Origin of the sequence: Streptomyces sp. NPDC018026 (genome assembly GCF_044327745.1) — a bacterium.
GTDB classification, from domain to species: Bacteria; Actinomycetota; Actinomycetes; order Streptomycetales; family Streptomycetaceae; genus Streptomyces; species Streptomyces rubrogriseus.
The window spans coordinates 269,279-295,819 of record NZ_JBIRFY010000001.1; the positions used below are offsets into that span (position 1 = coordinate 269,279).

Here is a 26,541-nt window from a genome sequence, read left to right on the forward strand (position 1 = left end):
GGACACGGACTCCATGCCCGTCGTGTCCGGGCTCAGCGGCGGCGCAGGCTCCGGGCCAGCGCCGTCGCCGCCGCCGCGGTGCCCATCGCGGCCGCCGCCGCGGCCGCGAGGGCCACGGCCCGGGCCCGCGGCCCGGGAGCGGACGGACGGGCGCCCAAAGCGGTGCCGTACGCGCTGCCCGGGGCGTTCCCCGGGCCGGTCGCGGGACCGGGCGGCAGCGCCGAGGCCAGCAGTTCCGCCAGGTGCACGCCCTCGTGGCCGCCGCTGTCGAACTCGTGGATCTGGGTCCGGCAGCTGAACCCGTCGGCGAGGACGACGGTCGACTCGTCCTCCTCCCGCAGCCGGGGCAGCAGCACCCGTTCCGCGCACGCCTCGCTGACGTCGAGATGACCGCGCTCGAAGCCGAAGTTGCCGGCCAGCCCGCAGCAGCCGGAGTCGAGTCGCTGCGCGTCCACCCCGGCCCGGCGCAGCAGCTCCCGGTCGGCCTCCCAGCCCAGGACCGCGTGCTGGTGGCAGTGCACCTGGGCGAGCGCACGCGCCGAGCGGTCCGGGACCCGCGGCGGCTCGTAGCCGGGGGAGTGCTCGGTGAGCAGCTCCGACAGCGTCACCGTCCGCTCGGCCAGCCGCAGCACGTCCTGGTCGCCGGGGAACAGCTCCGCCGCGTCCGCCCGGAACACGGCCGTGCAGCTCGGCTCCAGCGCCACCACCAGGCCGCCCGCGCGGACGTGCTCGGCCAGGGCGCGCACGGTGCGGGTGAGGACCTTCTCCGCCGTGCCCAGCTGCCCGGTGGAGATCCAGGTCAGCCCGCAGCACAGCGGCTCGTGCGGCAACTCCACCCGCCAGCCCGCGTTTTCGAGGACCCGTACCGCCGCCCGGCCGATGTGCGGGTGGAAGTGGTTGGTGAAGGTGTCCGGCCACAGCAGCACGGACCCGCGGCGCCCGTCGCCCTCCGGCTGGTGGCCGGCGAACCACTGCTCGAAGGTGCGCTCCGCGAACAGCGGCACCTCCCGGTCCGCCACTCCCGCCACCAGCACCGCCGCCCTCGACAGCAGCGGCGCGTGCGTCAGCGCGTTGACCACCGGCCCGAGCCGGGTGCGGCCCACGACCTGCGCGAGCGCCGGCAGCCAGCCCATCGACCAGTCCGAGCGCGGCCGGCGCCACGGCCGGCCCGCGTAGTGGTGGGACAGGAACTCCGCCTTGTACGTGGCCATGTCCACGTCCGCCGGACAGTCCTTCTTGCAGCCCTTGCAGGCCAGGCAGAGATCGAGGGCGTCCCTGACCGCCTCCGAACGCCAGCCGTCCCGGATCGCGCCGTCCCCGTGCCCGTCGAGCATCTCGAACAGCAGCCGGGCCCGGCCCCGCGTCGAGTGCTCCTCCTCCCGGGTCACCTGGTACGACGGACACATCACCGTGCCGTCGCTGGTGTGCTGCCGGCACTTGCCGACGCCGACGCAGCGGTTGGCCGCCTGCGAGAACGAACCCCCGTCGTGCGGGAAGCGGAAGTGCAGGTCGCGGGGCTCGAACGGGGCCCAGTCACCGCCGAGCCGCAGGTTGTCGTCCAGCCCGTACGGCGCGACGACCTTCCCCGGGTTCATCCGGTCCAGCGGGTCGAACACGGCCTTCAGCCGGCCGAACGCCTCCACGAGCCGGTCCCCGAACATCCGCCCCAGCAGCTCGCCGCGGCTCTGCCCGTCCCCGTGCTCGCCGGACAGCGAGCCGCCGAACTCGACGACGAGATCGGCGGCCCGCTCCATGAACCTCCGGTACGCCGCCACCCCGTCCGCGGTGTACAGGTCGAACGGGATCCGGGTGTGCACGCAGCCCTGCCCGAAGTGGCCGTACAGGCTCGGACCCGTGTCGCTCAGGTACCCGAACTCCTCGAACAGGCCGCGCAGCCGTCGCAGGTAGTCGCCCAGCCTCTCGGGGGCGACCGCCGAGTCCTCCCAGCCCTCGAAGGTGTCGGGCCTGCCCGGGATGTGCGCGGTGGCGCCGAGCCCGGCCTCGCGGACCTGCCACAGGTCTGCCTCGTGCGACGGGTCGTCCAGGAACGCGCAGTCGGCGTCCCGTTCGGAGCGGTGCACGGCCTGAAGCATCCGGTGCGCCCGCGCGTCGGCCTCCTCGACGGTGTCCCCGCCGAACTGCACCATCAGGTAGGCGTTGCCCTCGGGCATCTCGGCCAGCGCCCCCGGGTTCAGGTGCTTGATCCGCTCGTCGCGCACCAGCCGGGCGTCGACGCCCTCCAGGGCGATCGGCTCGTGCGGCAGGATGCCGGGCACCGCGTCGGCGGCCTTGTCGATGCTGTCGAACCCGAGCACGAGCAGCGAGCGTTCTTTCACCACCGGCACCAGCTCCAGCTCCGCCCGCACCACCGTGACCAGCGTCGACTCGCTGCCCACCAGCAGCCCTGCCACGTCGAAGCCGAACTCCGGCAGCAGGGAGTCCAGGTTGTAGCCGGAGACCCGGCGCGGGAGGTCCGGGAACCGGCGGCGGATCTCGTCCCCGTAGGCGTCGCGCAGCGCCCGCAGCCGGCGGTAGACGGTCGCCCGCAGATCGCCCTGCCGCTCGATCTCGGCGTACTCCTCGTCGTCCGTGCGGCCGCACCAGAAGCGGGTGCCGTCGTACAGCAGCACCTCCAGGCGGACGATGTTGTCCACGACCTTGCCGTGCGCCTGCGCGGTGGCGCCGCAGGAGTTGTTGCCGATCATGCCGCCGACGGTGCAGTTGGCGTGGGTGGCGGGCTCGGGTCCGTAGCGCAGGCCGTGCGGCGCGAGTTGCCCGTTGAGGTCGTCGAGCACGATCCCGGGCTGCACGACGCAGGTGCGGGCGCCGGGGTCCACCGACTCCACCCGGGTGCAGTACTTCGACCAGTCGAGGACCACGCCCGCGTTGGTGCACTGCCCGGCCAGGCTGGTGCCGCCACCGCGCGAGAGCACGGGTGCGCCGAACTCCCGGGCCACGGCCACCGCCTCCACCCCGGCCTCCGGGGTACGCGGGACGACCACGCCGAGGGGGGTCTGCCGGAAGTTCGACGCGTCCGTGGAGTAGGCGGCCCGGCTCCCGGCGTCGAAACGGACCTCACCGTCCACCCGCTCGCGCAGGGCGTCCCGGAGGGCGGCGGTGTCGACCTTCGGCGCTGCCGCCTCGCGCGTGACGGGCTCGGGCAGGTCCAGCGCACCCATGGGCACTCCTTCTTGTGACGGCTGTCGCTGAGTACCCGGCCCGGCGCCGGACAATCACCGGACACGGAGCGTCGCCAACCGTGTCGCTGTTGGGCCGAACGGGTGACTTGGCGTAAGAATTGGCCGGTGCAGGCAATGAAGGCGAGTGAAATCGGGGGTGCCGGTGAACAGCCACGACGTCACCGATGAACAGTGGGAAGGGCTCGCCCAGGTAGTTCCGCTGCGTGGGCGCGACGCCTGGCCGTCCGCGGTCGGTCACCGGGCGATGCCCGAGGCGGAGACGGAGCGGCGCCGCCGTTTCGTCGTCCTGAGGGTCAACGTGTTCGCGGACGCCCGCGAGGTCGCCGAGACCCTGATGGCCGGGATTCCGGTGCTCCTGGACCTGACCAGCGCCGAGGGCGAGGTGGCCAAGCGGGTCCTGGACTTCAGCACCGGCGTCGTCTTCGGGCTGGCCAGCGGGATGCACCGGGTGGACCGCAACGTCTTCCTGCTGACTCCGGCGGGCACCGAGGTGAACGGGCTGATGGAGAGTGCGGCAGGGGTGTCGGGAGTGTGACGGTCCGCTCCGGCCCTGACCGTCCGGTCCCCCGATCGTAGGAAAGCCGTCCGGGCAAAACGGTTCGCCGTCCGGCGGAGTCCTACGGTCCGCATATGGCAGCGTCACCTGCGTCCTCCGCGTTACCGGCATCCGTCGCGCCGGTCCCCGACCGCCCCCGCGTCACCCAGCTGCGGCTGTCCGCGTTCGCCGGGCACCGGCGCGCCGTGCTGCGGCTCGGGCCGCTCACCGTGCTCGCCGGGCCCAGCGGCAGCGGCAAGACCAGTGCGCTGCGGGCGTACGACGCCCTGGCCCGGCTCGGCGGCGGCGCGGAACTCGGCGCGGTGTTCGCGGACCCGGGCGCCTGCGTGCCCGAGCGGGCCCGGCCCGACGCGCAGCACCGCCGGGGCTTTCGCATCGGCTGCACGGCCGACGGGGCCGAGGGGCCGGTGCACCTGGACGTCGCCGTGCAGGCCGAGCCGGAACTGCGCATCGTGGGGGAGCGGCTGACGGCGGACGGCGTCGTGCTGCTCGAAACGGCCCTGCGCGACCCCGGCCGCCGTGCCGTACAGGCGGCCTGGCACACGGCCGGGTCGGCGCCCGTGACCCGTGCCCCGCTGCCCGACGACCGGCTCGGCACCCCGCTGCTGCCGCTGCGGGTGGCCGGCAAGACGGACGGGCAGCGCAGGGTGCTCGCGGCGGCCGAACAGATGGTGGTCGCGCTGCGCTCCGTCTTCGCCTGCGATCCGCGGCCGGGCCGGATGCGGGAGCCCGTGCCCACCGGCTCGGGGCGCCTGCTCGGCGGCTGCGACAACCTCGCCGACGTGCTGTGGCGCACCCGCGCCGAGTGCGGCCGGCGGCACGCGCAGTTCGTCGCTGCGGTACGTGCCGGGTGCGCGGGCCCCGTCGAGGACGTCCTGGCCGAACCGGTCCTCGGCGGCGGTGTGGTCCGCGCGCTCCTCGACCGGGGCGACGGCGTCCGCACCGGCCTCGGCCGCCTCGGCTACGGCGAGCTGCGCTACCTCGCCCTGGCCCTGGTGCTGTTCACCGGACCCGGTGTGCTGGAGGTCGACCCGGCCGGCGAGGTGCCCGCCGCGCTGCAGACGCTCACCGTCCTCGCCGACGGCTTCGACCGCGGCCTGGACGTGTGCCAGCGCGCCGAACTGCTCCGGCTGGCGGCGCGGATGTGCGACCGCGGGCACATCCGCTTCCTCGGAGCGGTCGCCGACGCGTCGTGGGCGGTCGAGGTGGTCGAGGCGATGGGGGAGGCCGGGCGGGCCGGGGCGGCCGCGGCGGGCGGCGTCACGGTGGTACACCTGAACCCGTGACCGATCACCCCCGTGACCTCGCGGCACTGCGGCGCAGGCTGGCCGAGTTCGCCGCCGCGCGCGACTGGCAGCCGTACCACACCCCCAAGAACCTGGCCGCCGCGCTGAGCGTGGAGGCCTCCGAACTCCTCGAGATCTTCCAGTGGCTGACGCCCGAGCAGTCGGCCCGCGTGATGACCGACCCGGACACCGCCCACCGGGTCCGGGACGAGGTCGCCGACGTCCTGGCGTACCTCCTCCAGTTCTGCGAGGTGCTCGGAGTCGACCCGCTGGCCGCGCTGGAGGCGAAGATCGAGCGCAACGAGTCCCGGTTCCCGGTGGCGGGCGCACCGGAAGACTGAACCCGGGGAGTCAACCACTCCGCTATCACTCTCCGCAGTCAAATTCCGGCCAGAAATCACGATGGTGTCCGAAGATTTCCGCCTTCCTCTGGCTTTTCGTCCCACACACCTTCACTCTGGGTAGTGAACAACGGAGTTCGGGCGGACGCGCCGCGAGCGCGTCGGACAGACGGGGGCAGCGCATGGACGCTGTGCGGCTCATCGTGACGAGTGGGCGTGCCCTGGCCGCCGGCGGCGAGGTGCCGGAGGTCCTGACGGAGGTGTGGCAGGTGCAGGCGCTGGCCCAGGCGATTGGCAGCCGGCTGGCGGTCCACGGACCACCCGAACTGCGCGGCGAGGCCATCGGGTTGACCGAGCTGGCGGGCCGCGGCTGCGGAGTGCTGCGCACCCCGGAGCTGGACCCGGGCGAGCTGCGCGCCGCCCAGCTCACCGAACTGGGCGACGCCCGGCAGGCCCTGATGCGCCTGGGCACCCTGCTCGGCGAGACCGGCATCGCTCTCGTGGGCGTCGCCTGCGCCGCCGACGACGAGGCGACGTACTGGCAGTGCATGGAGGCCATCGACGCGGCGGACGAGTCGCGCGACCGGGTCCTGGAGATGCTGCGCAAACTGGCGGACCGCGAGGCGCACTTACCCGAGCGGGAGGCCGGATGAGGCCCCCGCTCCGCGCGCCGCGGCGGGAGCCTGTGCCGTACCCCCGCGCCGAGCAGGCAGGATGGAAGACATGGATCTCCGTATCTTCACCGAGCCCCAGCAGGGGGCCACCTACGACACCTTGCTCACCGTGGCCAGGGCCACCGAGGACCTCGGCTTCGACGCCTTCTTCCGCAGCGACCACTACCTCCGCATGGGCGCCGCGGACGGACTCCCCGGCCCCACCGACGCCTGGATCACCCTCGCCGGACTCGCCCGGGAGACCAAGCGCATCCGCCTCGGCACCCTCATGACCGCCGGCACCTTCCGGCTGCCCGGCGTCCTCGCCATCCAGGTCGCCCAGGTGGACCGGATGTCCGGCGGCCGCGTCGAGCTGGGCCTGGGCGCGGGCTGGTTCGAGGAGGAGCACAAGGCCTACGGCATCCCCTTCCCGAAGGAGAAGATCGGCCGCCTGGAGGAGCAGCTGGCCATCGTCACCGGACTGTGGGCCACCGAGACCGGCAAGACCTTCGACTTCCACGGAAAGTTCTACGACCTCACCGACTCGCCCGCGCTGCCCAAGCCCGCGCAGGCCAAGGTGCCCGTGCTCATCGGCGGCCACGGCGCCACCCGCACCCCGCGGCTGGCCGGTCGGTACGCCGACGAGTTCAACATGCCGTTCGCCTCGATCGAGGACACCGAGCGCCAGTTCGGCCGGGTACGGGCCGCCGCCGAGGCGGCCGGCCGCGGCGCGGACGCGCTCACCTACTCCAACGCCCTCGTCGCCTGCGTCGGCAAGGACGACGCCGAGGTCGCCCGGCGCGCCGCCGTCATCGGCCGCGAGGTGGAGGAGCTGAAGGCCAACGGCCTCGCGGGCTCCCCGGCCGAGGTCGTCGAGAAGATCGGCCGCTACGCCGAGGCCGGCGCACAGCGGATCTACCTCCAGATCCTCGACCTCGACGACCTGGACCACCTCGAACTGATCTCCTCCCAGGTCCAGTCGCAGCTTGCCTGAGGCCGCCTGTCGAACCGTCGGATAACCGAAGGCGCCGGTCACCCACCCTGTGCGATGGTGTGACCGTCGTCCTGCCGGAGCCCCCGGGGAACACCCCCTGGGGGCTCTCGTGCGCACGGCACCCACGCAGTCGTCCGTTGCACCGCCGACCCGGCCGGAGAGGCCCATGTTCCTGACCATCACCACCACCGGCACCCCCGAGCACCCCGCGACCGACCTCGGTTTCCTGCTGCACAAGCATCCGGACAAGGCGCAGGCGTTCTCCACCTCCTTCGGCACGGCCCACGTGCTCTACCCCGAGGCGGAGGATCAGCGCTGCACGGCGGCGCTGCTGCTGGAGGTCGACGCGGTGGCGCTGGTCAGGCGCGGCAAGGGCAAGGGCCGCGGCGGCGCCCCCGACGCGGCGCTCGCCCAGTACGTCAACGACCGCCCGTACGCCGCCTCGTCCCTCCTCGCCGTCGCGCTGAGCAACGTCTTCTCCAGCGCGATGCGCGGCGTGTGCAAGACCCGCCCCGAGCGCGCCGCCCAGCCGCTGCCGCTGCGCGTCGAGGTGCCCGCGCTGCCCGCCCGCGGCGGCCCCGACCTGGTACGGCGCCTGTTCGAGCCGCTGGGCTGGGCGGTCGCCGTCGAGGCGGTGCCGCTGGACCCCGAGTTCCCCGAGTGGGGCGACTCGCGCTACGTCCGGCTCGTGCTGGAGTCCGAGACCCTCACCCTCGCGCACGCCCTGCGCCACCTGTACGTCCTCCTCCCGGTGCTCGACGACGCCAAGCACTACTGGGTCTCCCCGGACGAGGTCGACAAGCTGCTGCGGGCCGGCGAGGGCTGGCTGCCCGGCCACCCCGAACACAAGCTCATCACCAGCCGGTACCTCTCCCGCCGCTGGTCCCTGACCCGCGAGGCGATGGACCGGCTGGAGCTGATCCGGCTGGCCGAGACCGACGACAGCGAGGTCGAGGAGATCGACAACGCGGTCGAGGCGGAGGCCGAGCAGGAGCCGAAGCCGACCCCGCTCGCCGTGCACCGCCGCGAGGCGATCCTCACCGCCCTGCGCGACCGGGCCGCCGCCCGCGTCCTCGACCTGGGCTGCGGCGAGGGGCACCTGGTGCGCGAGCTGCTCAGGGAGCCGCGGTTCACCGAGATCGTCGGCGTGGACGTGTCGGTGCGCGCCCTCACCATCGCCTCCCGGCGGCTCAAGCTGGACCGCATGGGCGAGCGGCAGGCCGCCCGCGTCCGGCTCCTCCAGGGCTCCCTCGCCTACACCGACAAGCGGCTCAAGGGCTACGACGCCGCCGTGCTCAGCGAGGTGATCGAGCACCTCGACCTGCCGAGGCTGCCCGCCCTGGAGTACGCCGTCTTCGGCTCGGCCCGCCCGCGCACCGTCGTCGTCACCACCCCCAACGTCGAGTACAACGTGCGCTGGGAGACCCTGCCCGCCGGTCACGTCCGCCACCGCGACCACCGCTTCGAGTGGACCCGCGAGGAGTTCCGCGCCTGGGCCGGGGCGGTCGCCGAACGGCACGGCTACTACGTGGAGTTCCGCCCCGTCGGACCCGACGACCCCGAGGTGGGCGCGCCCACCCAGCTGGCCCTGTTCACCCTCGGCACGACCGAGGCCCCGACCGAGAAGGAGGCGAAGGCCGCATGAGCACCACCGAAGACACCTCCGTGCGGGCCCGCGCCCTGCCCGTCACCGACCTCTCCCTCGTCGTGCTGATCGGCGCCTCCGGCTCCGGCAAGTCCACCTTCGCGCGGCGCCACTTCAAGCCGACCGAGGTCATCTCCTCCGACTTCTGCCGGGGCCTGGTCGCCGACGACGAGAACGACCAGAGCGCCAGCCGCGACGCCTTCGACGTCCTGCACTACATCGCGGGCAAGCGGCTCGCCGCCGGCCGACGTACCGTCGTCGACGCCACCAACGTGCAGCAGGACGCCCGGCGTCAGCTGATCGAGCTGGCCAAAAAGCACGACGTGCTGCCCATCGCCATCGTCCTCGACGTGCCCGAGCAGGTCTGCGCCGAGCGCAACGCCACCCGCACCGACCGCGCCGACATGCCCCGCCGGGTCATCCAGCGCCACACCCGCGAACTCCGCCGCTCCCTGCGCCACCTGGAGCGCGAGGGCTTCCGCAAGGTGCACGTGCTGCGCGGCACCGCGGAGGCCGAGCACGCCACCGTCGTCACCGAGAAGCGCTTCAACGACCTCACCCACCTCACCGGCCCCTTCGACATCGTCGGCGACGTCCACGGCTGCGCCACCGAGCTGGAGACCCTGCTCGGCAAGCTGGGCTACACCGACGGCGTCCACCCCGACGGCCGCACCGCCGTCTTCGTCGGCGACCTCGTCGACCGCGGCCCGGACAGCCCCGGCGTGCTGCGCCGCGTGATGTCCATGGTCAAGTCGGGCAACGCCCTGTGCGTCCCCGGCAACCACGAGAACAAGTACGGCCGCTTCCTGAAGGGCCGCAAGGTCCAGCACACCCACGGACTCGCCGAGACCGTCGAGCAGATGGACGGCCAGAGCGAGGAGTTCCGCGCCGAGGTACGGGAGTTCATCGACGGCCTGGTCAGCCACTACGTCCTCGACGGCGGCCGGCTGGTGGTCTGCCACGCCGGTCTGCCCGAGAAGTACCACGGCCGCACCTCAGGCCGGGTCCGCAGCCACGCCCTGTACGGCGACACCACCGGCGAGACCGACGAGTTCGGCCTGCCCGTGCGCTACCCGTGGGCCGAGGACTACCGGGGCCGCGCGGCCGTCGTCTACGGCCACACCCCCGTCCCGGAGGCGACCTGGCTGAACAACACCATCTGCCTGGACACCGGCGCCGTCTTCGGCGGCAGGCTCACCGCGCTGCGCTGGCCGGAGCGGGAGACCGTCGACGTACCGGCCGAGCGGGTCTGGTACGAGCCGGCCAAGCCGCTGCGCACCGAGGCACCCGGCGGGCACGACGGCCGCCCGCTGGACCTGGCCGACGTCCAGGGCCGCCGGGTGGTGGAGACCCGGCACGCCGGGCGGATCACCGTACGCGAGGAGAACGGCGCGGCGGCCCTGGAGGTCATGAGCCGCTTCGCCACCGACCCCCGCCTGCTGCCGTACCTCCCGCCGACCATGGCACCGACGGCCACCTCCGGAGTGGACGGCTACCTGGAGCACCCCAAGGAGGCCTTCGCGCAGTACGCGGCGGACGGTGTCGAGCGCGTCGTGTGCGAGGAGAAGCACATGGGTTCGCGGGCGGTGGTCCTGGTCTGCCGCGACGCGGAGGTGGCCCGCACCCGTTTCGGTGTCGACGGCCCCACCGGGTCCCTGTACACCCGTACCGGCCGCCCCTTCCTCGACGACGCGTCGGTCACCGAGGAGATCCTCGACCGGCTGCGCACCGCGATCGGCGAGGCCGGTCTGTGGGACGAACTGGCCACCGACTGGCTGCTCCTCGACACCGAGCTGATGCCCTGGTCGCTCAAGGCCTCCGGCCTGCTGCGCTCCCAGTACGCCGCCGTGGGCGCCGCCTCCGGCGCGGTGTTCCCGGGCGCGCTGGCCGCGCTGGAGGGCGCCGCGGCGCGCGGCGTCGAAGTGAAGGACCTCCTCGACCGCCAGCGGGCCCGGTCCGCCGACGCGGCCGCCTTCACCGACGCCTACCGCCGCTACTGCTGGCCCACCGAAGGGCTGGACGGCGTCCGCCTGGCCCCGTTCCAGATCCTGGCCGTCCAGGGCCGCAGCCTGGCCGCACTGCCGCACGACGAGCAGCTCGCCCTCCTCGACCGGCTCGTCGAGCACGACGGCAGCGGCCTGCTGCAGACCACCCGGCGGCTGTACGTCGACACCGGCGACCCGGAGTCGGTGGCGGCGGGCGTCGACTGGTGGCTGGAGATGACCGGCCGCGGCGGCGAGGGCATGGTCGTCAAGCCGATCGGCGCCCTGGTGCGCGACAGCAAGGGCCGCCTGGTGCAGCCCGGCATCAAGTGCCGCGGCCGCGAGTACCTGCGGATCATCTACGGCCCCGAGTACACCCGTCCCGACAACCTCGCCCGGCTCAGGCACCGCTTCCTGAACCACAAGCGGTCCCTGGCGATCCGCGAGTACGCCCTCGGCCTGGAGGCCCTGGACCGGCTCGCGGACGGCGAGCCGCTGTGGCGGGTGCACGAGGCGGTGTTCGCGGTGCTGGCCCTGGAGTCGGAGCCGGTGGACCCGCGGCTGTGACCTCCGTGATCCGGTGACCGGGCCGCGGCGGTGGGACGTGCGCCGGCCGGTGTCACCCGGCGTACGGCTTCACCGCCGTGGACCGGGCCGACTCCGGACGGCGCACGCGCGTGGCGAGCCGCGCGTTCAGCAGCAGGAGCGGCTGGGTCAGCAGCGTCGTGGCCAGGGCCATGAAGACGAGGACCGTGTAGAGCGGGGCGCTCAGCAGGCCCGCGTCCAGGCCCGCGTTGAGGGCGATCAGCTCGGTCAGCCCCCGGGTGTTGAGCAGGATGCCGACCGTCCAGGCGTCGTGCCGGTCGAGACCGCCCAGTGCGGCCGCCGCCGCCCCGCTGCCGATCTTCGTCACGACCGCGAGCAGCGTCACCACCGCCAGAGCCGCCCAGCCCGTGCCCGTCATGCTGTTCAGCGCCACGGACTGGCCCGACAGCACGAAGAAGAACGGCAGCAGCAGCGAGGCCACGGACAGCAGCGGCCGCAGCAGGTCGGGGTCGAGCGTGCCACCCGTCTCCCGCGGGACGACCACCCCGGCGAGCAGCGCACCGAAGATCACATGCAGCCCCAGCGCGTGCGTGACCCACGCAGAGCCGAGCGCGAAGCCGATGAGCAGCGCCATCCGGAGCGAGGGCTCCAGGCGGGTCCGCCACAGCAGCAGGCGCAGCAGCGGCCGGGCCGCGCACGCCATCAGGGCGACGTAGCCGACCGTGAGCAGCACCCGCCACGGCCAGTCGAGCCCCCCTGCGGTGCCGCCCCCGCCCCCCGAATCCAGCAGCGCGCCCGCCAGCACCGTCCAGCAGATCGCGTCCAGCACTCCGGCGGCGGAGACGGCCACCACTCCGGGCACCGTGCGGGACAGCCCGTTCTCGCGCACGATGGCCGTCAGCACCGGTACCGCCGTCGTCGCCAGGGCCACCCCCGCGAAGACCACCATGCCGGGCGAGAGGTCCCTGGGCATGCCCAGGTCGTGCAGGGCGTCCCCGAACAGCAGGGCGCAGCCGCAGCCCACGGCCATCGGCACGGCGAACGAGGCCAGCGCCACGTTCACCGAGCTGCGCGCCCGGACGCCGAGCATCTTCAGGTCCAGCTCGTAGCCCACCGCGAACAGGAACACCACCAGCGAGAACTGCGCGAGCCCGGTCAGCGCCGGACCGATCGCCGCCGGGAACAGGGCCGCGTACGCGTCCGGGGCGGTGCTGCCGAGCAGCGAGGGACCGAGGGCGATCCCCGTCGCCAACTGGCCCACGATGTACGGCTGCCCCAGCCGCCGGGCCAGCCACCCGCCGCTGTGGGCGGCCACCAGGATCAGCGCCGAGGCCCCCACGAAGTGGGTGATCAATGCGTCGGAACTCAAGGCGTCGGAACTCAACGTGCCGGAACTCAGCGTTTCGGAACTCAACGGGCCTCCCCCTGAGGTGCGGCCGGGCACTCCGGCCGTCGCCACGCTTTACGCGGCGGCGCCGCGGGGCCCCGCCGTCGCACAGGGGCACCCGGAGGGCGCACTGTGGTCACCGGCACGCGAAAGCAGGGGGTGAACGGGCGCCGGAGTGGTCAGGATGGAGACATGGGATTCCAAGTCGACTCCGAAGCCGGGCGGCTCACCCGCGTCATCCTGCACCGGCCGGATCTCGAGCTCAAAAGGCTCACCCCCAGCAACAAGGACGCCCTTCTCTTCGACGACGTGCTGTGGGTGCGCCGGGCGCGCGCCGAGCACGACGGGTTCGCCGACGTGCTCCGCGACCGCGGGGTGGCGGTGCACCTCTTCGGCGACCTGCTCACCGAGACCCTGGACGTGCCGGCCGCGCGGCGGCTCGTCCTGGACCGGGTCTTCGACGAGAAGGAGTACGGAGTGCTGGCCACCGACCACCTCCGGGCCGCCTTCGAGACCCTGCCCGCCCACGAGCTGGCCGAGTGGCTGGTCGGCGGCATGACCAAGCGGGAGTTCCTGGACGCGCACCCGGAGCCGACCTCGGTGCGCTTCCACGCCATGGAGCTGGACGACTTCCTGCTCGGCCCGCTGCCCAACCACCTCTTCACCCGGGACACCTCGGCCTGGATCTATGACGGGGTCTCCATCAACGCCATGCGCTGGCCCGCCCGGCAGCGCGAGACGGTCCACTTCGAGGCGATCTACCGCCACCACCCGCTGTTCCGCGACGAGACCTTCCACCTCTGGTCCGAGGGGCAGGCCGACTACCCCTCCACCATCGAGGGCGGCGACGTCCTGGTCATCGGCAACGGCGCCGTGCTCATCGGCATGAGCGAGCGCACCACGCCCCAGGCCGTCGAGATGCTCGCGCACAAGCTGTTCGCCGCCGGGTCCGCCCGGACGATCGTGGCCCTCGACATGCCCAAGCGGCGCGCCTTCATGCACCTGGACACGGTGATGACGATGGTCGACGGCGACACCTTCACCCAGTACGCCGGGCTCGGCATGCTCCGCTCCTACACCATCGAGCCGGGCGCCGGGGAGAAGGACCTGAAGGTCACCGACCACCCGCCGGAGCACATGCACCGCGCGATGGCCGCCGCCCTCGGCCTCGGCGAGATCCGGGTCCTCACCGCCACCCAGGACGTGCACGCGGCCGAGCGCGAGCAGTGGGACGACGGCTGCAACGTCCTGGCCGTCGAGCCGGGCGTCGTCGTCGCCTACGAACGCAACGCCACGACCAACACCCACCTGCGCAAACAGGGCATCGAGGTGATCGAGATCCCGGGCAGCGAACTGGGCCGGGGCAGGGGCGGGCCGCGCTGCATGAGCTGCCCGGTGCAGCGGGGGCCCGTATAAGGACCCGGACCTGTATAAAAAATGCCCCTGTATATAAATTCAGAAGTTCGTATAGACTTCCAGAAGACAGTCCCCGACCTGCACCTCTGGAGCGCCCCCATGGCGACAGTCCCGACCGCCCTCACCGGCCGCCACTTCCTCAAGGAGCTCGACTTCACCGAGGAGGAGTTCCGCGGTCTGCTCGAGCTGGCCGCCGAACTGAAGGCCGCCAAGCGGGCCGGGACCGAGACGCGGTACCTCACCGGCAAGAACATCGCGCTGATCTTCGAGAAGACCTCGACACGCACCCGCTGCGCGTTCGAGGTCGCCGCCGCCGACCAGGGCGCGTCCACGACGTACCTCGACCCGGCCGGGTCGCAGATCGGCCACAAGGAGTCCGTGAAGGACACCGCCCGCGTCCTCGGCCGCATGTTCGACGGCATCGAGTACCGCGGCGACAGCCAGGCCAAGGTCGAGGAGCTGGCGGCCTTCGCGGGCGTCCCCGTCTACAACGGCCTGACGGACGACTGGCACCCCACCCAGATGCTCGCCGACGTGCTCACGATGACCGAGCACGGCGACCGGCCGCTGCGGGAGACCAGCTTCGCCTACCTCGGCGACGCCCGCTTCAACATGGGCAACTCCTACCTGGTCACCGGCGCCCTGCTCGGCATGGACGTGCGCATCGTCGCCCCGAGGTCCTACTGGCCCGCCCAGGAGGTCGTCGACCGGGCGCACCGGCTCGCCGAGACCAGCGGGGCGCGCATCACCCTCACCGAGGACGTGGCCGAGGGGGTGCGGGGCGCCGGGTTCGTCGTCACGGACGTCTGGGTCTCCATGGGGGAGCCCAAGGAGGTCTGGGCGGAGCGCATCAAGGCCCTCGCGCCCTACGCCGTGACCATGGACGTGCTGCGCGCCACCGGCAACCCGGACGTCAGGTTCCTGCACTGCCTGCCCGCCTTCCACGACCTGGGCACCAAGGTGGGCCAGGAGATCTTCGAGGCCCACGGGCTCGACTCGCTGGAGGTCACCGACGAGGTCTTCGAGTCGGAGCACTCGGTCGTCTTCGACGAGGCGGAGAACCGCCTGCACACCATCAAGGCCGTACTCGTCGCCACCCTCGCCTGATCCTCTTCGCGGCCCGCCCCACCAGGCCCTATGCTGACCGGCGGCTCCGGAGCCACCCCTTCCGGTGCCGTCGGCCGCGACCACCGTCGCGCCCCCGCACCACCAGAAACGAGCACCACCCGCAATGCCCGCTTCCCGCGTCAAGTCCCCCCACCTCCTCGTCGCCGAATCCGGCGCGGACCGCGAAGGCCACGGCCTGAAGCGCACGATGGGGCTGTTCCAGCTCGTCTGCTTCGGCGTCGGCGCGATCGTCGGCACCGGCATCTTCGTCGGCCTGTCCGACTCCGTCGCCGAGGCCGGTCCCGCCGTCGTCGTCTCCTTCGTCCTGGCCGCGATCACCTGCGTGTTCACCGCGTTCGCCTTCGCCGAGCTGGGCGGCGCGATCCCCGTCTCCGGCTCCTCGTACTCCTTCGCCTACGCCGGGCTCGGCGAGCGGACGGCCTTCCTCGTCGGCTGGTGCCTGCTCCTGGAGTACGGCGTGTCCGTCTCGGCGGTCGCGGTCGGCTGGAGCCAATACGTCAACGAGCTGCTCGACAGCGTCCTCGGCGTCCAGCTCCCGCACGCCCTCTCCGCGGGCCCCGGCGACGGCGGCGCGGTCAATCTGCCCGCGGTGATCGTCATCGCCCTGGCCTCGGTCCTGCTGGTGCGCGGCGTACGGGAGAGCGCCCGCGCCACGGCCGCCATGGCCGTCCTCAAGCTGGCCGTGCTGCTCGCCTTCTGCGCCATCGGCTTCTACGCCTTCCAGGACGGGAACCTCACCCCCTTCTCCCCGGCCGGTCTCGGCGGCATCGGCGCCGGCACCACCGCCGCCTTCTTCTCCTACATCGGCTTCGACGCGATCACCACGGCCGGCGAGGAGGCCAAGAACCCGCGCCGGGACATCCCCGTCGCGATCCTGGTCTGCATCGGCCTGGTCACCCTGCTGTACTGCGCGGTCGCCGTCGCCGCGATCGGCGCCGTCGGCGGCGACCGGGTCGGCGACCGGCCCGCCGCGCTCTCCTACGTCGTCGACGAGGTCACCGGCTCCGCGATCGGCGGCGGCGTGGTCGCCTTCGGCGCGGTCGTCGCCATCGCCTCCGTGGTGCTCGCCGTGATGTACGGCCAGACCCGCATCCTGATGTCGATGTCCCGGGACGGACTGATCCCCCGGGTCTTCGAGAAGGTCTCCCCGCGCACCGCGACCCCCGTCGCCGGAACCCTGATCGTCGGCGTGGTCTTCGCCCTCCCCGCGGCCTTCGCCCCGCTGGACGCCGTGGTCAACCTGTGCACCATCGGCACCCTCGCCACCATGGCCGCCGTCAACGTCTCGGTGATCACCCTGCGGCGCCGCGAACCGGGCCTGGCCCGCACCTTCCGCGTGCCGCTCTACCCGGCGACGCCGCTGCTCGGGGTCGGCTTCTGCCTGTACCTGATGTACGAGACGGGCGGTGCCACCTGGCTCCAGTTCGCGGTGTTCCTCGCGGTGGGCCTGCTGGTCTACACGGCCTACGGGCGCCGCCACTCCCGCCTGGCGCAGGCCGCCGTCAGCGCGGACGACGCTGAGCGGGTACCGCAGGAAGCCTGAACCAGACCGCCTTGCCCGACCGGGTGGGCCGGTGGCCGCAGGACGAGCTGAGGGCGCGGATCAGCAGCAGACCGCGCCCGTCCTCGCGCCACGGGTCGGGCGGCTCCACGTCCGGCCGGGTGAGGTCGGCCGGCGGCGACGGGTCGGGGTCGTGGACCTCCACCTGGCAGCCGGTCGGCATCAGCTCCACCACCAGCTCGATCGAGGTCGGGCCGGCCGCGGTGTGCTCCACCGCGTTGGCGACCAGCTCCGCCGTGAGCAGCTCCGCGGTGTCCCCGTCGGCCGTGTGCTCCAGCTCGGCCAGGGCGTTGCGCACCAGGGCACGGGCCACCGGCACCGCGGCGGCGGAGTGCGGCAGTGCGATGCGCCAGGAGGCGGGAGCGGGGAAGTGATCGTGCACGGCAGGTCCGTTTCGTGGAGCAGGGGAGTCCTGTCCTGCTTTCAACCTTATGAATGGTACGGCGCCGCCCGGCAGAGCCGTTCGACGGGCACCCTCAGGGACCTTCGACCCTCGACACCGACGCCCCGATGCCTTATCGCGCCCCCGTGACGACAGTCACGGAAGGGTGATAGCTTCGATTGTCATGAGTCCCTTCACCGGCTCCGCCGTCCCCACCCCCGACTGGCGGCACCTGCGTGTCGAGATCACCGACGGCGTCGCCACCGTCACCCTGGCCCGCCCCGACAAGCTCAACGCCCTCACCTTCGAGGCCTACGCCGACCTGCGCGACCTGCTCGCCGAGCTGTCCCGGCAGAGGTCCGTACGGGCGCTGGTCCTCGCCGGCGAGGGGCGCGGCTTCTGCTCCGGCGGCGACGTGGACGAGATCATCGGCGCCACCCTGTCGATGGACACCGCCCGGCTGCTGGACTTCAACCGGATGACCGGCCAGGTGGTGCGGGCGGTACGGGAGTGCCCGTTCCCGGTGATCGCCGCCCTGCACGGGGTCGCGGCCGGTGCGGGCGCGGTCCTCGCGCTGGCCGCCGACTTCCGCGTCGCCGACCCGTCCGCCCGCTTCGCCTTCCTCTTCACGCGCGTCGGCCTCTCCGGCGGCGACATGGGCGCCGCCTACCTCCTGCCCCGCGTCGTCGGCCTCGGCCACGCCACCCGGCTGCTGATGCTCGGCGACCCGGTCCGCGCACCCGAGGCCGAGCGGATCGGCCTGATCAGCGAGCTGACCGAAGAGGGCCGCGCCGACGAGGCCGCCCACACCCTGGCCCGGCGCCTCGCCGACGGCCCGGCCCTGGCCCACGCCCAGACCAAGGCCCTCCTCACGGCCGAACTGGACATGCCGCTGGCGGCCGCGGTGGAACTGGACGCCTCGACCCAGGCCCTGCTGATGACGGGCGAGGACTACGCCGAATTCCACGCGTCCTTCACGGAGAAGCGCCCCCCGAAGTGGCAAGGGAGGTAGGGAGATGTCGTCGATGCGGGGGAGTATGCCAACCTCAGGGGCGCGGGGAACTGCGCGAGCAACCACAACGAACCCGCAGCCGCCCGCGAAGACAAGCCACCCCCTACAAGCGGCGATCATCGGTGGCGGCCCCGGCGGCCTCTACACCGCCGCCCTCCTCAAACGCCTCGCCCCCGACCGCGAGGTCACCGTCTACGAACGCAACGCCCCCGACGACACCTTCGGCTTCGGCGTGGTCCTCTCCGACGAAACCCTGGGCGGCATCGAACACGCCGACCCGACCGTCTACGAGGCCCTCAAGGCCCACTTCGTCCGCTGGGACGACATCGACATCGTCCACCGAGGCACCCGCCACACCTCCGGAGGACACCGCTTCGCCGCCCTCGGCCGCCGCCGCCTCCTCGAAATCCTGCACGAGCGCTGCCGCGACCTCGGCGTGGAACTCCGCTTCCGCACCGAGGCACCGCCCCCGGACCGCCTCGCGCGCACCCACGACCTCGTCGTCGCCGCCGACGGCGTGCACAGCGCCACCCGCGAGGCGTACCACGACGTCTTCCGGCCGCACCTCACCCCGCACCGCTGCCGCTACATCTGGCTCGCCGCCGACTTCGCCTTCGACGCCTTCCGCTTCGAGATCGCCGAGACCGAGCACGGCGTGATGCAACTGCACGGCTACCCGTATGCGCCCAACGCCTCCACCGTCATCGTCGAGATGCGCGAGGAGGTCTGGCGGGCGGCCGGCTTCGACGAACTGGACGAGACGGAGTCCACCGCCCGCTGCGCCAAGATCTTCGCCGACGCGCTCGGCGGCCGCCCGCTGAGGTCCAACAAGTCGGCGTGGACCACCTTCCGCACGGTCGTCAACGCACGCTGGTCGCACGGCAACGTCGTCCTGCTCGGCGACGCCGCCCACACCGCCCACTTCTCCATCGGCTCCGGCACCAAGCTCGCCGTCGAGGACGCCCTCGCGCTCGCCGCCTGCCTCCAGGAGCGGCCCACCCTCCAGGAGGCGCTGACCGCGTACGAGGAGGAACGGCGCCCCGTCGTCGCCTCCACGCAGCGGGCGGCCAAGGCCAGCCTGGAGTGGTTCGAGGACCTGGACCGGTACCTCGCCCAGCCGCCGCGCCAGTTCGCCTTCAACCTGCTCACCCGCAGCCGCCGGGTCACCCACGAGAACCTGCGGCTGCGCGACGCCGACTTCACCGGCGAGGTGGAGCGGGAGTTCGGCTGCCCGCCGGACACGCCCCCGATGTTCACCCCGTTCCGGCTGCGCGGGCTGACCCTGCGCAACCGCGTCGTCGTCTCCCCGATGGACATGTACTCCGCCACCGACGGCGTCCCCGGCGACTTCCACCTGGTCCACCTCGGCGCCCGGGCCCTCGGCGGTGCCGCCCTGGTGATGACCGAGATGGTGTGCGTCAGCGCCGAAGGCCGCATCACCCCCGGCTGCGCGGGCCTCTACACCGGCCGGCAGGGCGAGGCGTGGCGGCGGATCACCGACTTCGTGCACGACGGCGCGCCCGGCACCGCGATCGGCGTACAGCTCGGCCACAGCGGCCGCAAGGGCTCGACCCGGCTGATGTGGGAGGGCATGGACGAACCGCTGCCCGACGGAAACTGGCCCCTCGTGGCACCCTCCCCGCTGCCGTACCGGCCCGGCAGCCAGACTCCGCGCGAGCTGTCCCGGGCGCAACTGGCGGACGTGCGGGAGCAGTTCAGGGCCGCCGCCGAACGGGCCGCCGGGGCCGGATTCGACCTGCTCGAACTGCACTGCGCCCACGGCTACCTGCTCTCCGGCTTCCTCTCCCCGCTCACCAACCACCGCACCGACGCCTACGGCGGCTCACCGGAGAGGCGGCTGCGCTTCCCTCTGGAGGTCTTCGACGCCGTACGCGAGGTGTGGCCGGACGAGCGGCCCATGACGGTACGGATCTCCGCGACCGACTGGGCCGAGGGCGGCACGAGCGGCGAGGACGCGGTCGGGATCGCCCGCGCGTTCGCCGCGCACGGCGCCGACGCCATCGACGTGTCCACGGGCCAGGTCGTCGCCGGTGAACGGCCCGAGTTCGGGCGGTCGTACCAGACGCCGTACGCGGACCGCATCCGCCACGAGGCGGGCGTCCCGGTGATCGCGGTCGGCGCCATCTCCTCCTGGGACGACGTCAACTCGCTGATCCTGGCCGGGCGCACCGATCTGTGCGCCCTCGCCCGGCCCCACCTCTACGACCCGCACTGGACGCTGCACGCCGCAGCCGAGCAGGGCTACGACGGACCGGGCGCCCGCTGGCCCGCGCCGTACCGGGCGGGCAGCCGCCCGCCGCGCACCGGACGCACCGACGCCCCCAAGCCGAGGCTGACGCTGTACGGCCCGGGTCAGGACGGGTAGCCCCAGGCCGCGCACATCGGGCGCAGCCGCTCGGGGATCTCGTCCCGACCGGGCAGTGCGCGTCCCGGCTGCACGGTGCCGGTGCGGATGTTCTCCCGCCAGTCGCCCAGACCCCTGACCAGCTCCGCACCGCTCTTCGCGCCGTAGTCGAGCATGGCCGGCGCGTAGTCGACGCCGAGGTATGCGCACAGGCGGCGCATCTCGCGCTCGGGGTCGCCGGTGATGTCCTCGTAGCGCACGGTGAAGCCGTCGGCGTCCGCCGACCGGGCCTCCTCCACGGCCGTCATGTAGCGCAGCACGTCCGTGACGGCGGTGTCGTACGGCCGCTTGACGGGGTCGCTCTCGTGCCAGGAGCGGGCGATCGACTCGGGGTGGCGCAGCAGGAAGACGAAGCGCGCGTCGGGCCAGCAGTCCTTGAGGCGCTGGTACATGTAGGCGTTGGCCGGGGTCTTCTCGACCACGAAGTCCTTGCCGGACTTGGTGAGTTCACGGTGCAGGACGCGGTCCCACAGCAGGTGCTCCAGGTCGCCGCGGCGCAGGCCGAGTTCACCCATCGCGCGCTCGGAGTGCCAGTTGGTGCAGGCGACCTCCAGCTTGCCGACGTGCAGTTCGTGCGGGGCGTGCAGCCGCGGGTGGGCGCCCGCCATCATGCGCAGCAGGGTGGAGCCGGAACGGATCGACGAGATGATGAAGACGGGCCGTCGCAGCAACCGGTCGGTGGGCAGCTCCCCGGCCGACGGACATCGGTACGGGGCCGCCCGGTGCGCCGCGGGCTGCGCGGCGGCGGACTTCGCTGCCTGCCTCCCCTTCGGACTCCCCTTCGCCGTCCGGGGTGCTCTCCGTACCTGGAGGCCGGTCGTGGCGGTGAGGGCCCGGTTCAAGTTACGTGCGAGACTCATGCCTCCGCACGGTAGGTGAGAAACCTGAGAAGAGGGTCTGAGGGGGCTGAGCGTTCCCTGATCGCCTCAGAATGTGATGTGACTCACTCCCCGGGGGTCGGAGTCGGTCCCATCGCCGCGTACTGTGCGCCCGCGTCGCGCAGCCGCTCGTGCAGCGCCCGGAAGACGGCCGCCGAGCGTGTGCCGGGCCAGCCCTCGGGCAGCAGCCGGGCGGGCAGCCCGGGGTCCGTGTAGGGCAGGTGGCGCCAGGAGTCCAGGGCGAGGAGGTAGTCGCGGTAGGCCTCCTCGGGCGGCGTGTCCGCCCGGCGCTCCCAGTCGTGCAGGACGCGCGCATGACGGTCGAGGAAGGCCTCGTGCTCCTTGGCGATCGCGGCCAGGTCCCACCAGCGGGCCACCGCCTCGGCGGTCGCCGTGAATCCCAGGTGCTCACCGCGGAAGAAGTCCACGTAGGAGTCCAGGCCGAGGCGGCCCAGGGTGTGCCGGGTCTCCGCGTACAGCCGGGCCGGGGCGATCCACACGCCGGGAGCCGCGGTGCCGAAGCCGAGACCGGCCAGCCGCGAACGCAGGACGTGTCGCTTCTGCCGCTCCGACTCGGGCACGGAGAACACGGCGAGCACCCAGCCCTCGTCCTCGTGGGGCGTGCCGGCGTAGACGCGCCGGTCTCCGTCGTCGAGCAGCTGACGGGCCTCGGCGGAGAGTTCGTACCCCGCCGCGCCCTCGGCCGTACGGGCGGGCAGCAGCAGCCCGCGCCGTTTCAGCCGGGACACCGACGAACGCACGGAGGGCGCGTCCACCCCGACCGCGGCCAGCAGCCGGATCAGCTCGGCGACGGGCACCGGGCCCGGCGCAAAACGGCCGTACGCGCCGTAGAGCGTGACGATGAGGGACCTCGGAGCAGGCTGTACGTGCAGGTCGGACACATTGATCATCTTATGTCGTCGGCGTCACGCCCGGCCGCCCAGGGGACCGGGACGAGCCCCGGGAGCGGGGGAGGGGCCCGGACCGGTCGGGTCGAGGAGGCGGTAGCGCTGGAGCTTGCCGGTCGCCGTGCGCGGCAGCGCGTCCGGGAAGAGGATCTCCCGCGGACACTTGTAAGGCGCCAGCTCCGAGCGCAGGAACGCGCGCAGCGCGTCCGCGTCCCGCGCGGCCCCTTCCCGCAGCACCGCGTGCGCCACCACGACCTGCCCCCGGTGCGGGTCGGGACGGCCCACCACCGCCGCCTCCAGCACGTCCGGGTGGCGCAGCAGCGCGTCCTCCACCTCGGGCCCGGCGATGTTGTACCCGGATGAGATGATCATGTCGTCGGCGCGTGCCACGTACCGGAAGTACCCGTCGGGCTCGCGGACGTAGGTGTCCCCCGTGACGTTCCAGCCGCCGCGCACGTACTCCCGCTGGCGCGGGTCGGCGAGGTACCGGCAGCCCACCGGACCGCGCACCGCCAGCAGTCCGGGCTCGCCGTCGGGCACGGGTGCGCCGTGCGCGTCCTGCACCCGCGCCTGCCACCCCGGCACCGGAACGCCCGTCGTCCCGGGCCTGATGTCGCCGTCCGCGGCGGACACGAAGATGTGCAGCAGTTCGGTGGCGCCGATGCCGTTGATGACGCCCAGTCCGGTGCGCTCGTGCCAGGCCCGCCAGGTGGCCGCGGGCAGGTTCTCGCCCGCCGAGACGCAGCGCCTGAGGCTACTCACGTCGTACCCGTCCAGCTCGTCGAGCATCGCGCGGTACGCCGTCGGCGCGGTGAACAGCACCGACACCCGGTGCTCGGCGACCGCCGGCAACAGCTGCCGGGGGCCCGCCTGTTCGAGCAGCAGGGCGCTCGCCCCGGCCCGCATCGGGAAGACGACGAGACCGCCGAGCCCGAAGGTGAAACCGAGCGGCGGGCTGCCCGCGAAGAGGTCGTCGGAGCGCGGCTTGAGCACCCGCGCGGAGAAGGTGTCCGCGATCGCCAGCACATCGCGGTGGAAGTGCATGCACCCCTTGGGCCGCCCGGTGGTGCCGGAGGTGAACGCGATCAGCGCCACGTCGTCGGCGGCGGTGTCGACGGCCCGGTACGGCGTCGAGGGCACCGTGTCCGACGCCGTGCGGCGGTGCAGGTCGCCCGGCGCGTCCCCGCCGTACGTCGTGATCCGCAGGCCGGTGATCTCCGCCTTGGCGAGGTCGTCGACGGCCCGGACGTCGCACAGCGCGTGCCGCACCCGGGCGATCTCGCAGATCGCGCGCAGCTCGTGCGGGCGCTGCTGGGCCAGCACGGTGACCGCCACCGCGCCCGCCTTCAGCACCGCCAGCCAGCACGCGGCCAGCCACGGGCCGGTGGGGCCGCGCAGCAACACCCGGTTGCCCGGGACGACGCCGAGATCGCCGGTGAGCACGTGGGCGATCCGGTCGACGCGGTCCCGCAGCCCCCCGTAGGTCCAGGTGTCCCCGGACGCGGTGCGGAAGACCGGGCGGTCGCCGGGCGGGCCGGTGAGCAGCTCGGCGGCGCAGTTCAGCCGTTCCGGGTAGCGCAGCTCCGGCAGGTCGAAGAGCAGCTCGGGCCACTGCTCGGGGGGCGGCAGGTGGTCGCGCGCGAAGGTGTCGACGTGGGCGGAGCGGTGCGGGTCCGCGCGGCGCGGATCGGCCATGGCGGTTCGCCCCCTTTGTCGTGGTGGGCTCGCGCAACGAGCGTATCGTGTTGGTGACGACAGTCAACGGGGCGCGATAGCCTCGACCGTGGCCCGGACAGGGGAAGGGACCGGCGATGCCCGCATTCTCGCTCGAACCGGCACAACTCACCTGGTGCGACGAGCTGCGCGCCCTCGCCGCCGAACGGCTGCGCCCGCTCGCGGAGAAGGGCGAGCCGGGCCGCGTCAACCGCCCCCTGGTCGCCGAACTGGGCTCCCTCGGCCTGCTGCCCCGGCTGTTCACCTCGGGCGCGCTCGACCTGTGCCTGATGCGCGAGTCCCTCGCGCACGCCTGCACGGAGGCCGAGACCGCCCTGGCCCTCCAGGGCCTCGGCGCCCACCCCGTGCACGCGCACGGCACCGAGTCCCAGCGCGCCCGCTGGCTCCCCCGCGTGAGCGACGGCACCGCGATCGCCGCCTTCGCCCTCAGCGAGCCCGGCGCCGGCTCGGACGCGGCGGCACTGTCGCTGCGGGCGGAACCGGAGGCCGGGCCCGGCGCGGGAGCCGCCGCCTGGCGGCTCACCGGGGAGAAGTGCTGGATCTCCAACGCCCCCGAGGCCGACTTCTACACGGTGTTCGCCCGCACCACCCCCGGCGCCGGTGCCCGCGGTGTGACCGCCTTCCTCGTGCCCGCCGACCGTCCCGGGCTCACCGGCACCCCGCTCGACATGCTCTCGCCGCACCCCGTCGGCGCCCTCGCCTTCGACGGCGTACCCGTCACCGCGGACGACGTGCTCGGCGAACCCGACCGCGGCTTCCGGGTGGCCATGGACACCCTCAACCTGTTCCGCCCCAGCGTCGGCGCCTTCGCCGTCGGGATGGCGCAGGCCGCCCTGGACGCGACCCTCGCCCACACCACCGCCCGCGAGGCCTTCGGCGGCAGGCTGCGCGACCTCCAGACCGTCGCCCACCAGGTCGCCGAGATGGCGCTGCGCACCGAGGCGGCCCGCCTGATGGTGTACGCGGCGGCCACGGCGTACGACGCGGGCGCCCCGGACGTCCCGGGGCGCGCAGCGATGGCGAAACTCCTCGCCACCGAGACCGCTCAGTACGTCGTCGACCACGCCGTCCAGCTGCACGGCGCCCGCGCCCTGCGCCGCGGCCACCTCCTCGAACACCTCTACCGCGAGGTGCGCGCCCCGCGCGTCTACGAGGGAGCGAGCGAGGTCCAGCGCGGCATCGTCGCCAAGGAGCTGTACCGGACGTACCAGCCGTCCCGGACCGACGCCACGAGCAAGGAGGCCGGAGCATGACCGCCGAACGGGTGAACCCACCCCAACTGTCCCCGCCCACCGGCTTCTCCCACGCCGTCGTCGCCACCGGCGGCCGCGTCGTGTTCCTGGCCGGCCAGACCGCCCTCGACACCGACGGCAAGGTCACCGGCGACACCCTCCCCGCCCAGTTCGAGCAGGCCCTCACCAACCTCCTCACCGCCCTGCGCGCCGCCGGGGGCGCCCCCGCCGACCTGGCCCGGGTCACCGTCTACGCCACCGACGTCGCCGCGTACCGCACCCACGCCGCAGAACTCGGCCGCACCTGGCGCGAGCTGGCCGGCCGCGACTACCCGGCGATGGCGGTCGTGGAGGTCGTACGGCTCTGGGACGAACGGGCGTTGGTGGAACTGGACGGCTTCGCCGTACTGCCGTAGCCCGGCCGCGACGCCTAGCATTCCGGCATGCCGGACATCGAACTGAGCGCGGGAACCGTCGAGTACGAGGACACCGGCGGCGACGGCCCCGTCGTCGTCCTCCTGCACGGCCTCGTCCACGACCGGACCGTCTGGCGCAAGGTCGTCGCCGACCTGCGCACCGACCACCGGGTGATCGCGCCGACCCTGCCCTACGGCGCCCACCGCCGCCCGTTGCGCCGGCCACCCACACCCGACCTGGTCAACGAGCTGATCGCCGAGTTCCTCGACCGCCTCGATCTCACCGACGTCACCCTCGTCGAGAACGACTGCGGGCGCGCCCAGACGGTGGCCGCCCGGCACCCGGAGCGGCTCGCGCGGCTGGCGCTCGTCGCGTGCGAGGCGTTCGACAACTACCCGCCGGGCCTGCCCGGGAAGCTGATCGGCATCGCCTGCCGGACCCCGGGCGGCGTGTCCCTGCTGGTGCGCACCCTCGGCCTCAAGCCGCTGCGCCGTCTGCCCGTCGGCATCGGCGCACTCACCAAACGCCCCGTGCCCGACGAGGTCGTCGACGGCTGGCTGCGCCCGCTGCGCACCGACCCCGCGATCCGGCGCGACTTCCGGCACTACGGCACGCACGTGCGCCGCGACGAACTGCTCGAAGCCGCCCAGGGCCTGCGGAGATTCGACCGGCCCGCACTCGTCGTGTGGGCCACCGAGGACCTGATGATGCCCCGCGCCCACGGCCGGCGCCTGGCCGAACTCCTCCCGCGGGGACGGCTCGTGGAGGTCGAGGACACCCGGACGCTGATCCCCGAGGACCAGCCGGAGCTGCTCGCCTCCCTGCTGCGGGAGTTCGTCGCCGAGCAGGACTGAGCCG

21 protein-coding genes are annotated in these 26,541 nt (G+C 73.2%); 15 read left to right on the plus strand and 6 right to left on the minus strand.

Translation table 11 applies throughout. The annotated features are described in order from the left end of the window. Nucleotides 1-32 precede the first annotated feature (32 nt). Nucleotides 33-3,179: an FAD-binding and (Fe-S)-binding domain-containing protein gene (locus ACH4D3_RS01110; protein WP_398315023.1), complete on the minus strand. Its 3,147-nt coding sequence runs from the start codon at nucleotides 3,177-3,179 to the stop codon at nucleotides 33-35. 163 nt (nucleotides 3,180-3,342) lie between these two features. Between ACH4D3_RS01110 and ACH4D3_RS01115 the strand changes: the two genes are divergently transcribed. The 7 genes from ACH4D3_RS01115 to ACH4D3_RS01145 all read left to right on the plus strand — a co-directional run bounded on the left by ACH4D3_RS01115 (nucleotide 3,343) and on the right by ACH4D3_RS01145 (nucleotide 11,224). Further along, nucleotides 3,343-3,735, plus strand: a complete 393-nt coding sequence (locus tag ACH4D3_RS01115) for a cell division protein SepF (protein ID WP_398315025.1) — start codon at nucleotides 3,343-3,345, stop codon at nucleotides 3,733-3,735. A 95-nt stretch (nucleotides 3,736-3,830) separates the two neighbouring features. Continuing rightward, nucleotides 3,831-5,042 carry an ATP-binding protein gene (locus tag ACH4D3_RS01120; RefSeq protein ID WP_398315027.1) on the plus strand — a complete coding sequence of 404 codons (1,212 nt, stop codon included), beginning with the start codon at nucleotides 3,831-3,833 and terminating at the stop codon, nucleotides 5,040-5,042. Continuing rightward, nucleotides 5,039-5,383 carry a nucleotide pyrophosphohydrolase gene (locus tag ACH4D3_RS01125; protein WP_059298140.1) on the plus strand — a complete coding sequence of 115 codons (345 nt, stop codon included), beginning with the start codon at nucleotides 5,039-5,041 and terminating at the stop codon, nucleotides 5,381-5,383. The genes ACH4D3_RS01120 and ACH4D3_RS01125 overlap by 4 nt, the downstream gene beginning before the upstream one ends. Before the next feature lie 182 nt (nucleotides 5,384-5,565). After that, nucleotides 5,566-6,036, plus strand: coding sequence for a DUF6099 family protein (locus ACH4D3_RS01130; protein ID WP_398315029.1), 471 nt, complete (start codon nucleotides 5,566-5,568; stop codon nucleotides 6,034-6,036). Nucleotides 6,037-6,106: 70 nt separating this feature from the next. Beyond that, a complete protein-coding gene (locus ACH4D3_RS01135) occupies nucleotides 6,107-7,030 on the plus strand; it encodes an LLM class F420-dependent oxidoreductase (protein ID WP_398315031.1) in 924 nt (307 codons plus the stop codon). Between the two features lie 166 nt (nucleotides 7,031-7,196). Further along, entirely contained in the window at nucleotides 7,197-8,675 is a 1,479-nt protein-coding gene (locus tag ACH4D3_RS01140; protein WP_398315033.1) for a 3' terminal RNA ribose 2'-O-methyltransferase Hen1, read from the plus strand. Next, complete coding sequence (locus ACH4D3_RS01145) at nucleotides 8,672-11,224, plus strand: polynucleotide kinase-phosphatase (RefSeq protein WP_398315035.1); 2,553 nt, start codon at nucleotides 8,672-8,674, stop codon at nucleotides 11,222-11,224. Before ACH4D3_RS01140 ends, ACH4D3_RS01145 begins: the two co-directional genes overlap by 4 nt. Nucleotides 11,225-11,276: 52 nt before the next feature. On the opposite strand, the gene ACH4D3_RS01150 is transcribed toward ACH4D3_RS01145, so the two are convergent. Continuing rightward, nucleotides 11,277-12,572 (minus strand): cation:proton antiporter, encoded by a 1,296-nt coding sequence (locus tag ACH4D3_RS01150; protein ID WP_398315037.1) that lies wholly within the window; start codon nucleotides 12,570-12,572, stop codon nucleotides 11,277-11,279. Nucleotides 12,573-12,782: 210 nt separating this feature from the next. On the opposite strand from ACH4D3_RS01150, the gene ACH4D3_RS01155 reads away from it, so the two are divergent. From ACH4D3_RS01155 to ACH4D3_RS01165, 3 genes are all read left to right on the plus strand, one after another. Beyond that, nucleotides 12,783-14,006, plus strand: coding sequence for an arginine deiminase (locus ACH4D3_RS01155; RefSeq protein WP_398315039.1), 1,224 nt, complete (start codon nucleotides 12,783-12,785; stop codon nucleotides 14,004-14,006). A gap of 99 nt (nucleotides 14,007-14,105) precedes the next feature. Then, on the plus strand, nucleotides 14,106-15,113 hold the full coding sequence (gene argF / locus ACH4D3_RS01160) for an ornithine carbamoyltransferase (RefSeq protein ID WP_398315041.1): 1,008 nt from the start codon (nucleotides 14,106-14,108) through the stop codon (nucleotides 15,111-15,113). Nucleotides 15,114-15,237: 124 nt separating this feature from the next. Next, a complete protein-coding gene (locus tag ACH4D3_RS01165) occupies nucleotides 15,238-16,677 on the plus strand; it encodes an amino acid permease (protein ID WP_398315043.1) in 1,440 nt (479 codons plus the stop codon). Here ACH4D3_RS01165 and ACH4D3_RS01170 read toward each other — a convergent pair. After that, the gene (locus ACH4D3_RS01170; RefSeq protein WP_398315045.1) at nucleotides 16,637-17,077 is read right to left on the minus strand and encodes an ATP-binding protein; all 441 of its coding nucleotides are present in this window, start codon (nucleotides 17,075-17,077) and stop codon (nucleotides 16,637-16,639) included. The genes ACH4D3_RS01165 and ACH4D3_RS01170 overlap by 41 nt on opposite strands. Nucleotides 17,078-17,261: 184 nt before the next feature. Between ACH4D3_RS01170 and ACH4D3_RS01175 the strand changes: the two genes are divergently transcribed. Further along, entirely contained in the window at nucleotides 17,262-18,089 is an 828-nt protein-coding gene (locus ACH4D3_RS01175) for an enoyl-CoA hydratase family protein (protein WP_398315047.1), read from the plus strand. A gap of 25 nt (nucleotides 18,090-18,114) precedes the next feature. Beyond that, complete coding sequence (locus tag ACH4D3_RS01180) at nucleotides 18,115-20,475, plus strand: bifunctional salicylyl-CoA 5-hydroxylase/oxidoreductase (RefSeq protein ID WP_398315049.1); 2,361 nt, start codon at nucleotides 18,115-18,117, stop codon at nucleotides 20,473-20,475. Here ACH4D3_RS01180 and ACH4D3_RS01185 read toward each other — a convergent pair. From ACH4D3_RS01185 to ambL, 3 genes are all read right to left on the minus strand, one after another. Next, nucleotides 20,463-21,374, minus strand: a complete 912-nt coding sequence (locus tag ACH4D3_RS01185; RefSeq protein WP_398315051.1) for a sulfotransferase family protein — start codon at nucleotides 21,372-21,374, stop codon at nucleotides 20,463-20,465. The two genes, ACH4D3_RS01180 and ACH4D3_RS01185, sit on opposite strands and share 13 nt — an antisense overlap. Before the next feature lie 83 nt (nucleotides 21,375-21,457). Beyond that, the gene (locus ACH4D3_RS01190; RefSeq protein ID WP_398315053.1) at nucleotides 21,458-22,303 is read right to left on the minus strand and encodes a PaaX family transcriptional regulator C-terminal domain-containing protein; all 846 of its coding nucleotides are present in this window, start codon (nucleotides 22,301-22,303) and stop codon (nucleotides 21,458-21,460) included. A gap of 15 nt (nucleotides 22,304-22,318) precedes the next feature. Next, the gene (gene ambL, locus ACH4D3_RS01195) at nucleotides 22,319-23,995 is read right to left on the minus strand and encodes an aminobenozate:CoA ligase AmbL (protein WP_398315055.1); all 1,677 of its coding nucleotides are present in this window, start codon (nucleotides 23,993-23,995) and stop codon (nucleotides 22,319-22,321) included. Nucleotides 23,996-24,111: 116 nt separating this feature from the next. On the opposite strand from ambL, the gene ACH4D3_RS01200 reads away from it, so the two are divergent. From ACH4D3_RS01200 to ACH4D3_RS01210, 3 genes are read left to right on the plus strand one after another with little or no spacing between them, the layout of a single operon-like run. After that, nucleotides 24,112-25,287 carry an acyl-CoA dehydrogenase family protein gene (locus ACH4D3_RS01200; protein WP_398315057.1) on the plus strand — a complete coding sequence of 392 codons (1,176 nt, stop codon included), beginning with the start codon at nucleotides 24,112-24,114 and terminating at the stop codon, nucleotides 25,285-25,287. Beyond that, nucleotides 25,284-25,682, plus strand: a complete 399-nt coding sequence (locus ACH4D3_RS01205) for a RidA family protein (RefSeq protein WP_398315059.1) — start codon at nucleotides 25,284-25,286, stop codon at nucleotides 25,680-25,682. Before ACH4D3_RS01200 ends, ACH4D3_RS01205 begins: the two co-directional genes overlap by 4 nt. A gap of 27 nt (nucleotides 25,683-25,709) precedes the next feature. Further along, a complete protein-coding gene (locus tag ACH4D3_RS01210; RefSeq protein ID WP_398315061.1) occupies nucleotides 25,710-26,537 on the plus strand; it encodes an alpha/beta fold hydrolase in 828 nt (275 codons plus the stop codon). Nucleotides 26,538-26,541: the final 4 nt, after the last annotated feature.

Coding starts and splice junctions, on each gene's coding strand:
- ACH4D3_RS01110 (WP_398315023.1), bottom strand. CDS start 3,179: ATGGGTGCGCTGGACCTGCCCGAGCCCGTCACGCGCGAGGCGGCAGCG.
- ACH4D3_RS01120 (WP_398315027.1), top strand. CDS start 3,831: ATGGCAGCGTCACCTGCGTCCTCCGCGTTACCGGCATCCGTCGCGCCG.
- ACH4D3_RS01130 (WP_398315029.1), top strand. CDS start 5,566: ATGGACGCTGTGCGGCTCATCGTGACGAGTGGGCGTGCCCTGGCCGCC.
- ACH4D3_RS01135 (WP_398315031.1), top strand. CDS start 6,107: ATGGATCTCCGTATCTTCACCGAGCCCCAGCAGGGGGCCACCTACGAC.
- ACH4D3_RS01140 (WP_398315033.1), top strand. CDS start 7,197: ATGTTCCTGACCATCACCACCACCGGCACCCCCGAGCACCCCGCGACC.
- ACH4D3_RS01145 (WP_398315035.1), top strand. CDS start 8,672: ATGAGCACCACCGAAGACACCTCCGTGCGGGCCCGCGCCCTGCCCGTC.
- ACH4D3_RS01155 (WP_398315039.1), top strand. CDS start 12,783: ATGGGATTCCAAGTCGACTCCGAAGCCGGGCGGCTCACCCGCGTCATC.
- argF (WP_398315041.1), top strand. CDS start 14,106: ATGGCGACAGTCCCGACCGCCCTCACCGGCCGCCACTTCCTCAAGGAG.
- ACH4D3_RS01165 (WP_398315043.1), top strand. CDS start 15,238: ATGCCCGCTTCCCGCGTCAAGTCCCCCCACCTCCTCGTCGCCGAATCC.
- ACH4D3_RS01175 (WP_398315047.1), top strand. CDS start 17,262: ATGAGTCCCTTCACCGGCTCCGCCGTCCCCACCCCCGACTGGCGGCAC.
- ACH4D3_RS01180 (WP_398315049.1), top strand. CDS start 18,115: ATGCCAACCTCAGGGGCGCGGGGAACTGCGCGAGCAACCACAACGAAC.
- ACH4D3_RS01185 (WP_398315051.1), bottom strand. CDS start 21,374: ATGAGTCTCGCACGTAACTTGAACCGGGCCCTCACCGCCACGACCGGC.
- ACH4D3_RS01190 (WP_398315053.1), bottom strand. CDS start 22,303: ATGATCAATGTGTCCGACCTGCACGTACAGCCTGCTCCGAGGTCCCTC.
- ambL (WP_398315055.1), bottom strand. CDS start 23,995: ATGGCCGATCCGCGCCGCGCGGACCCGCACCGCTCCGCCCACGTCGAC.
- ACH4D3_RS01200 (WP_398315057.1), top strand. CDS start 24,112: ATGCCCGCATTCTCGCTCGAACCGGCACAACTCACCTGGTGCGACGAG.
- ACH4D3_RS01205 (WP_398315059.1), top strand. CDS start 25,284: ATGACCGCCGAACGGGTGAACCCACCCCAACTGTCCCCGCCCACCGGC.
- ACH4D3_RS01210 (WP_398315061.1), top strand. CDS start 25,710: ATGCCGGACATCGAACTGAGCGCGGGAACCGTCGAGTACGAGGACACC.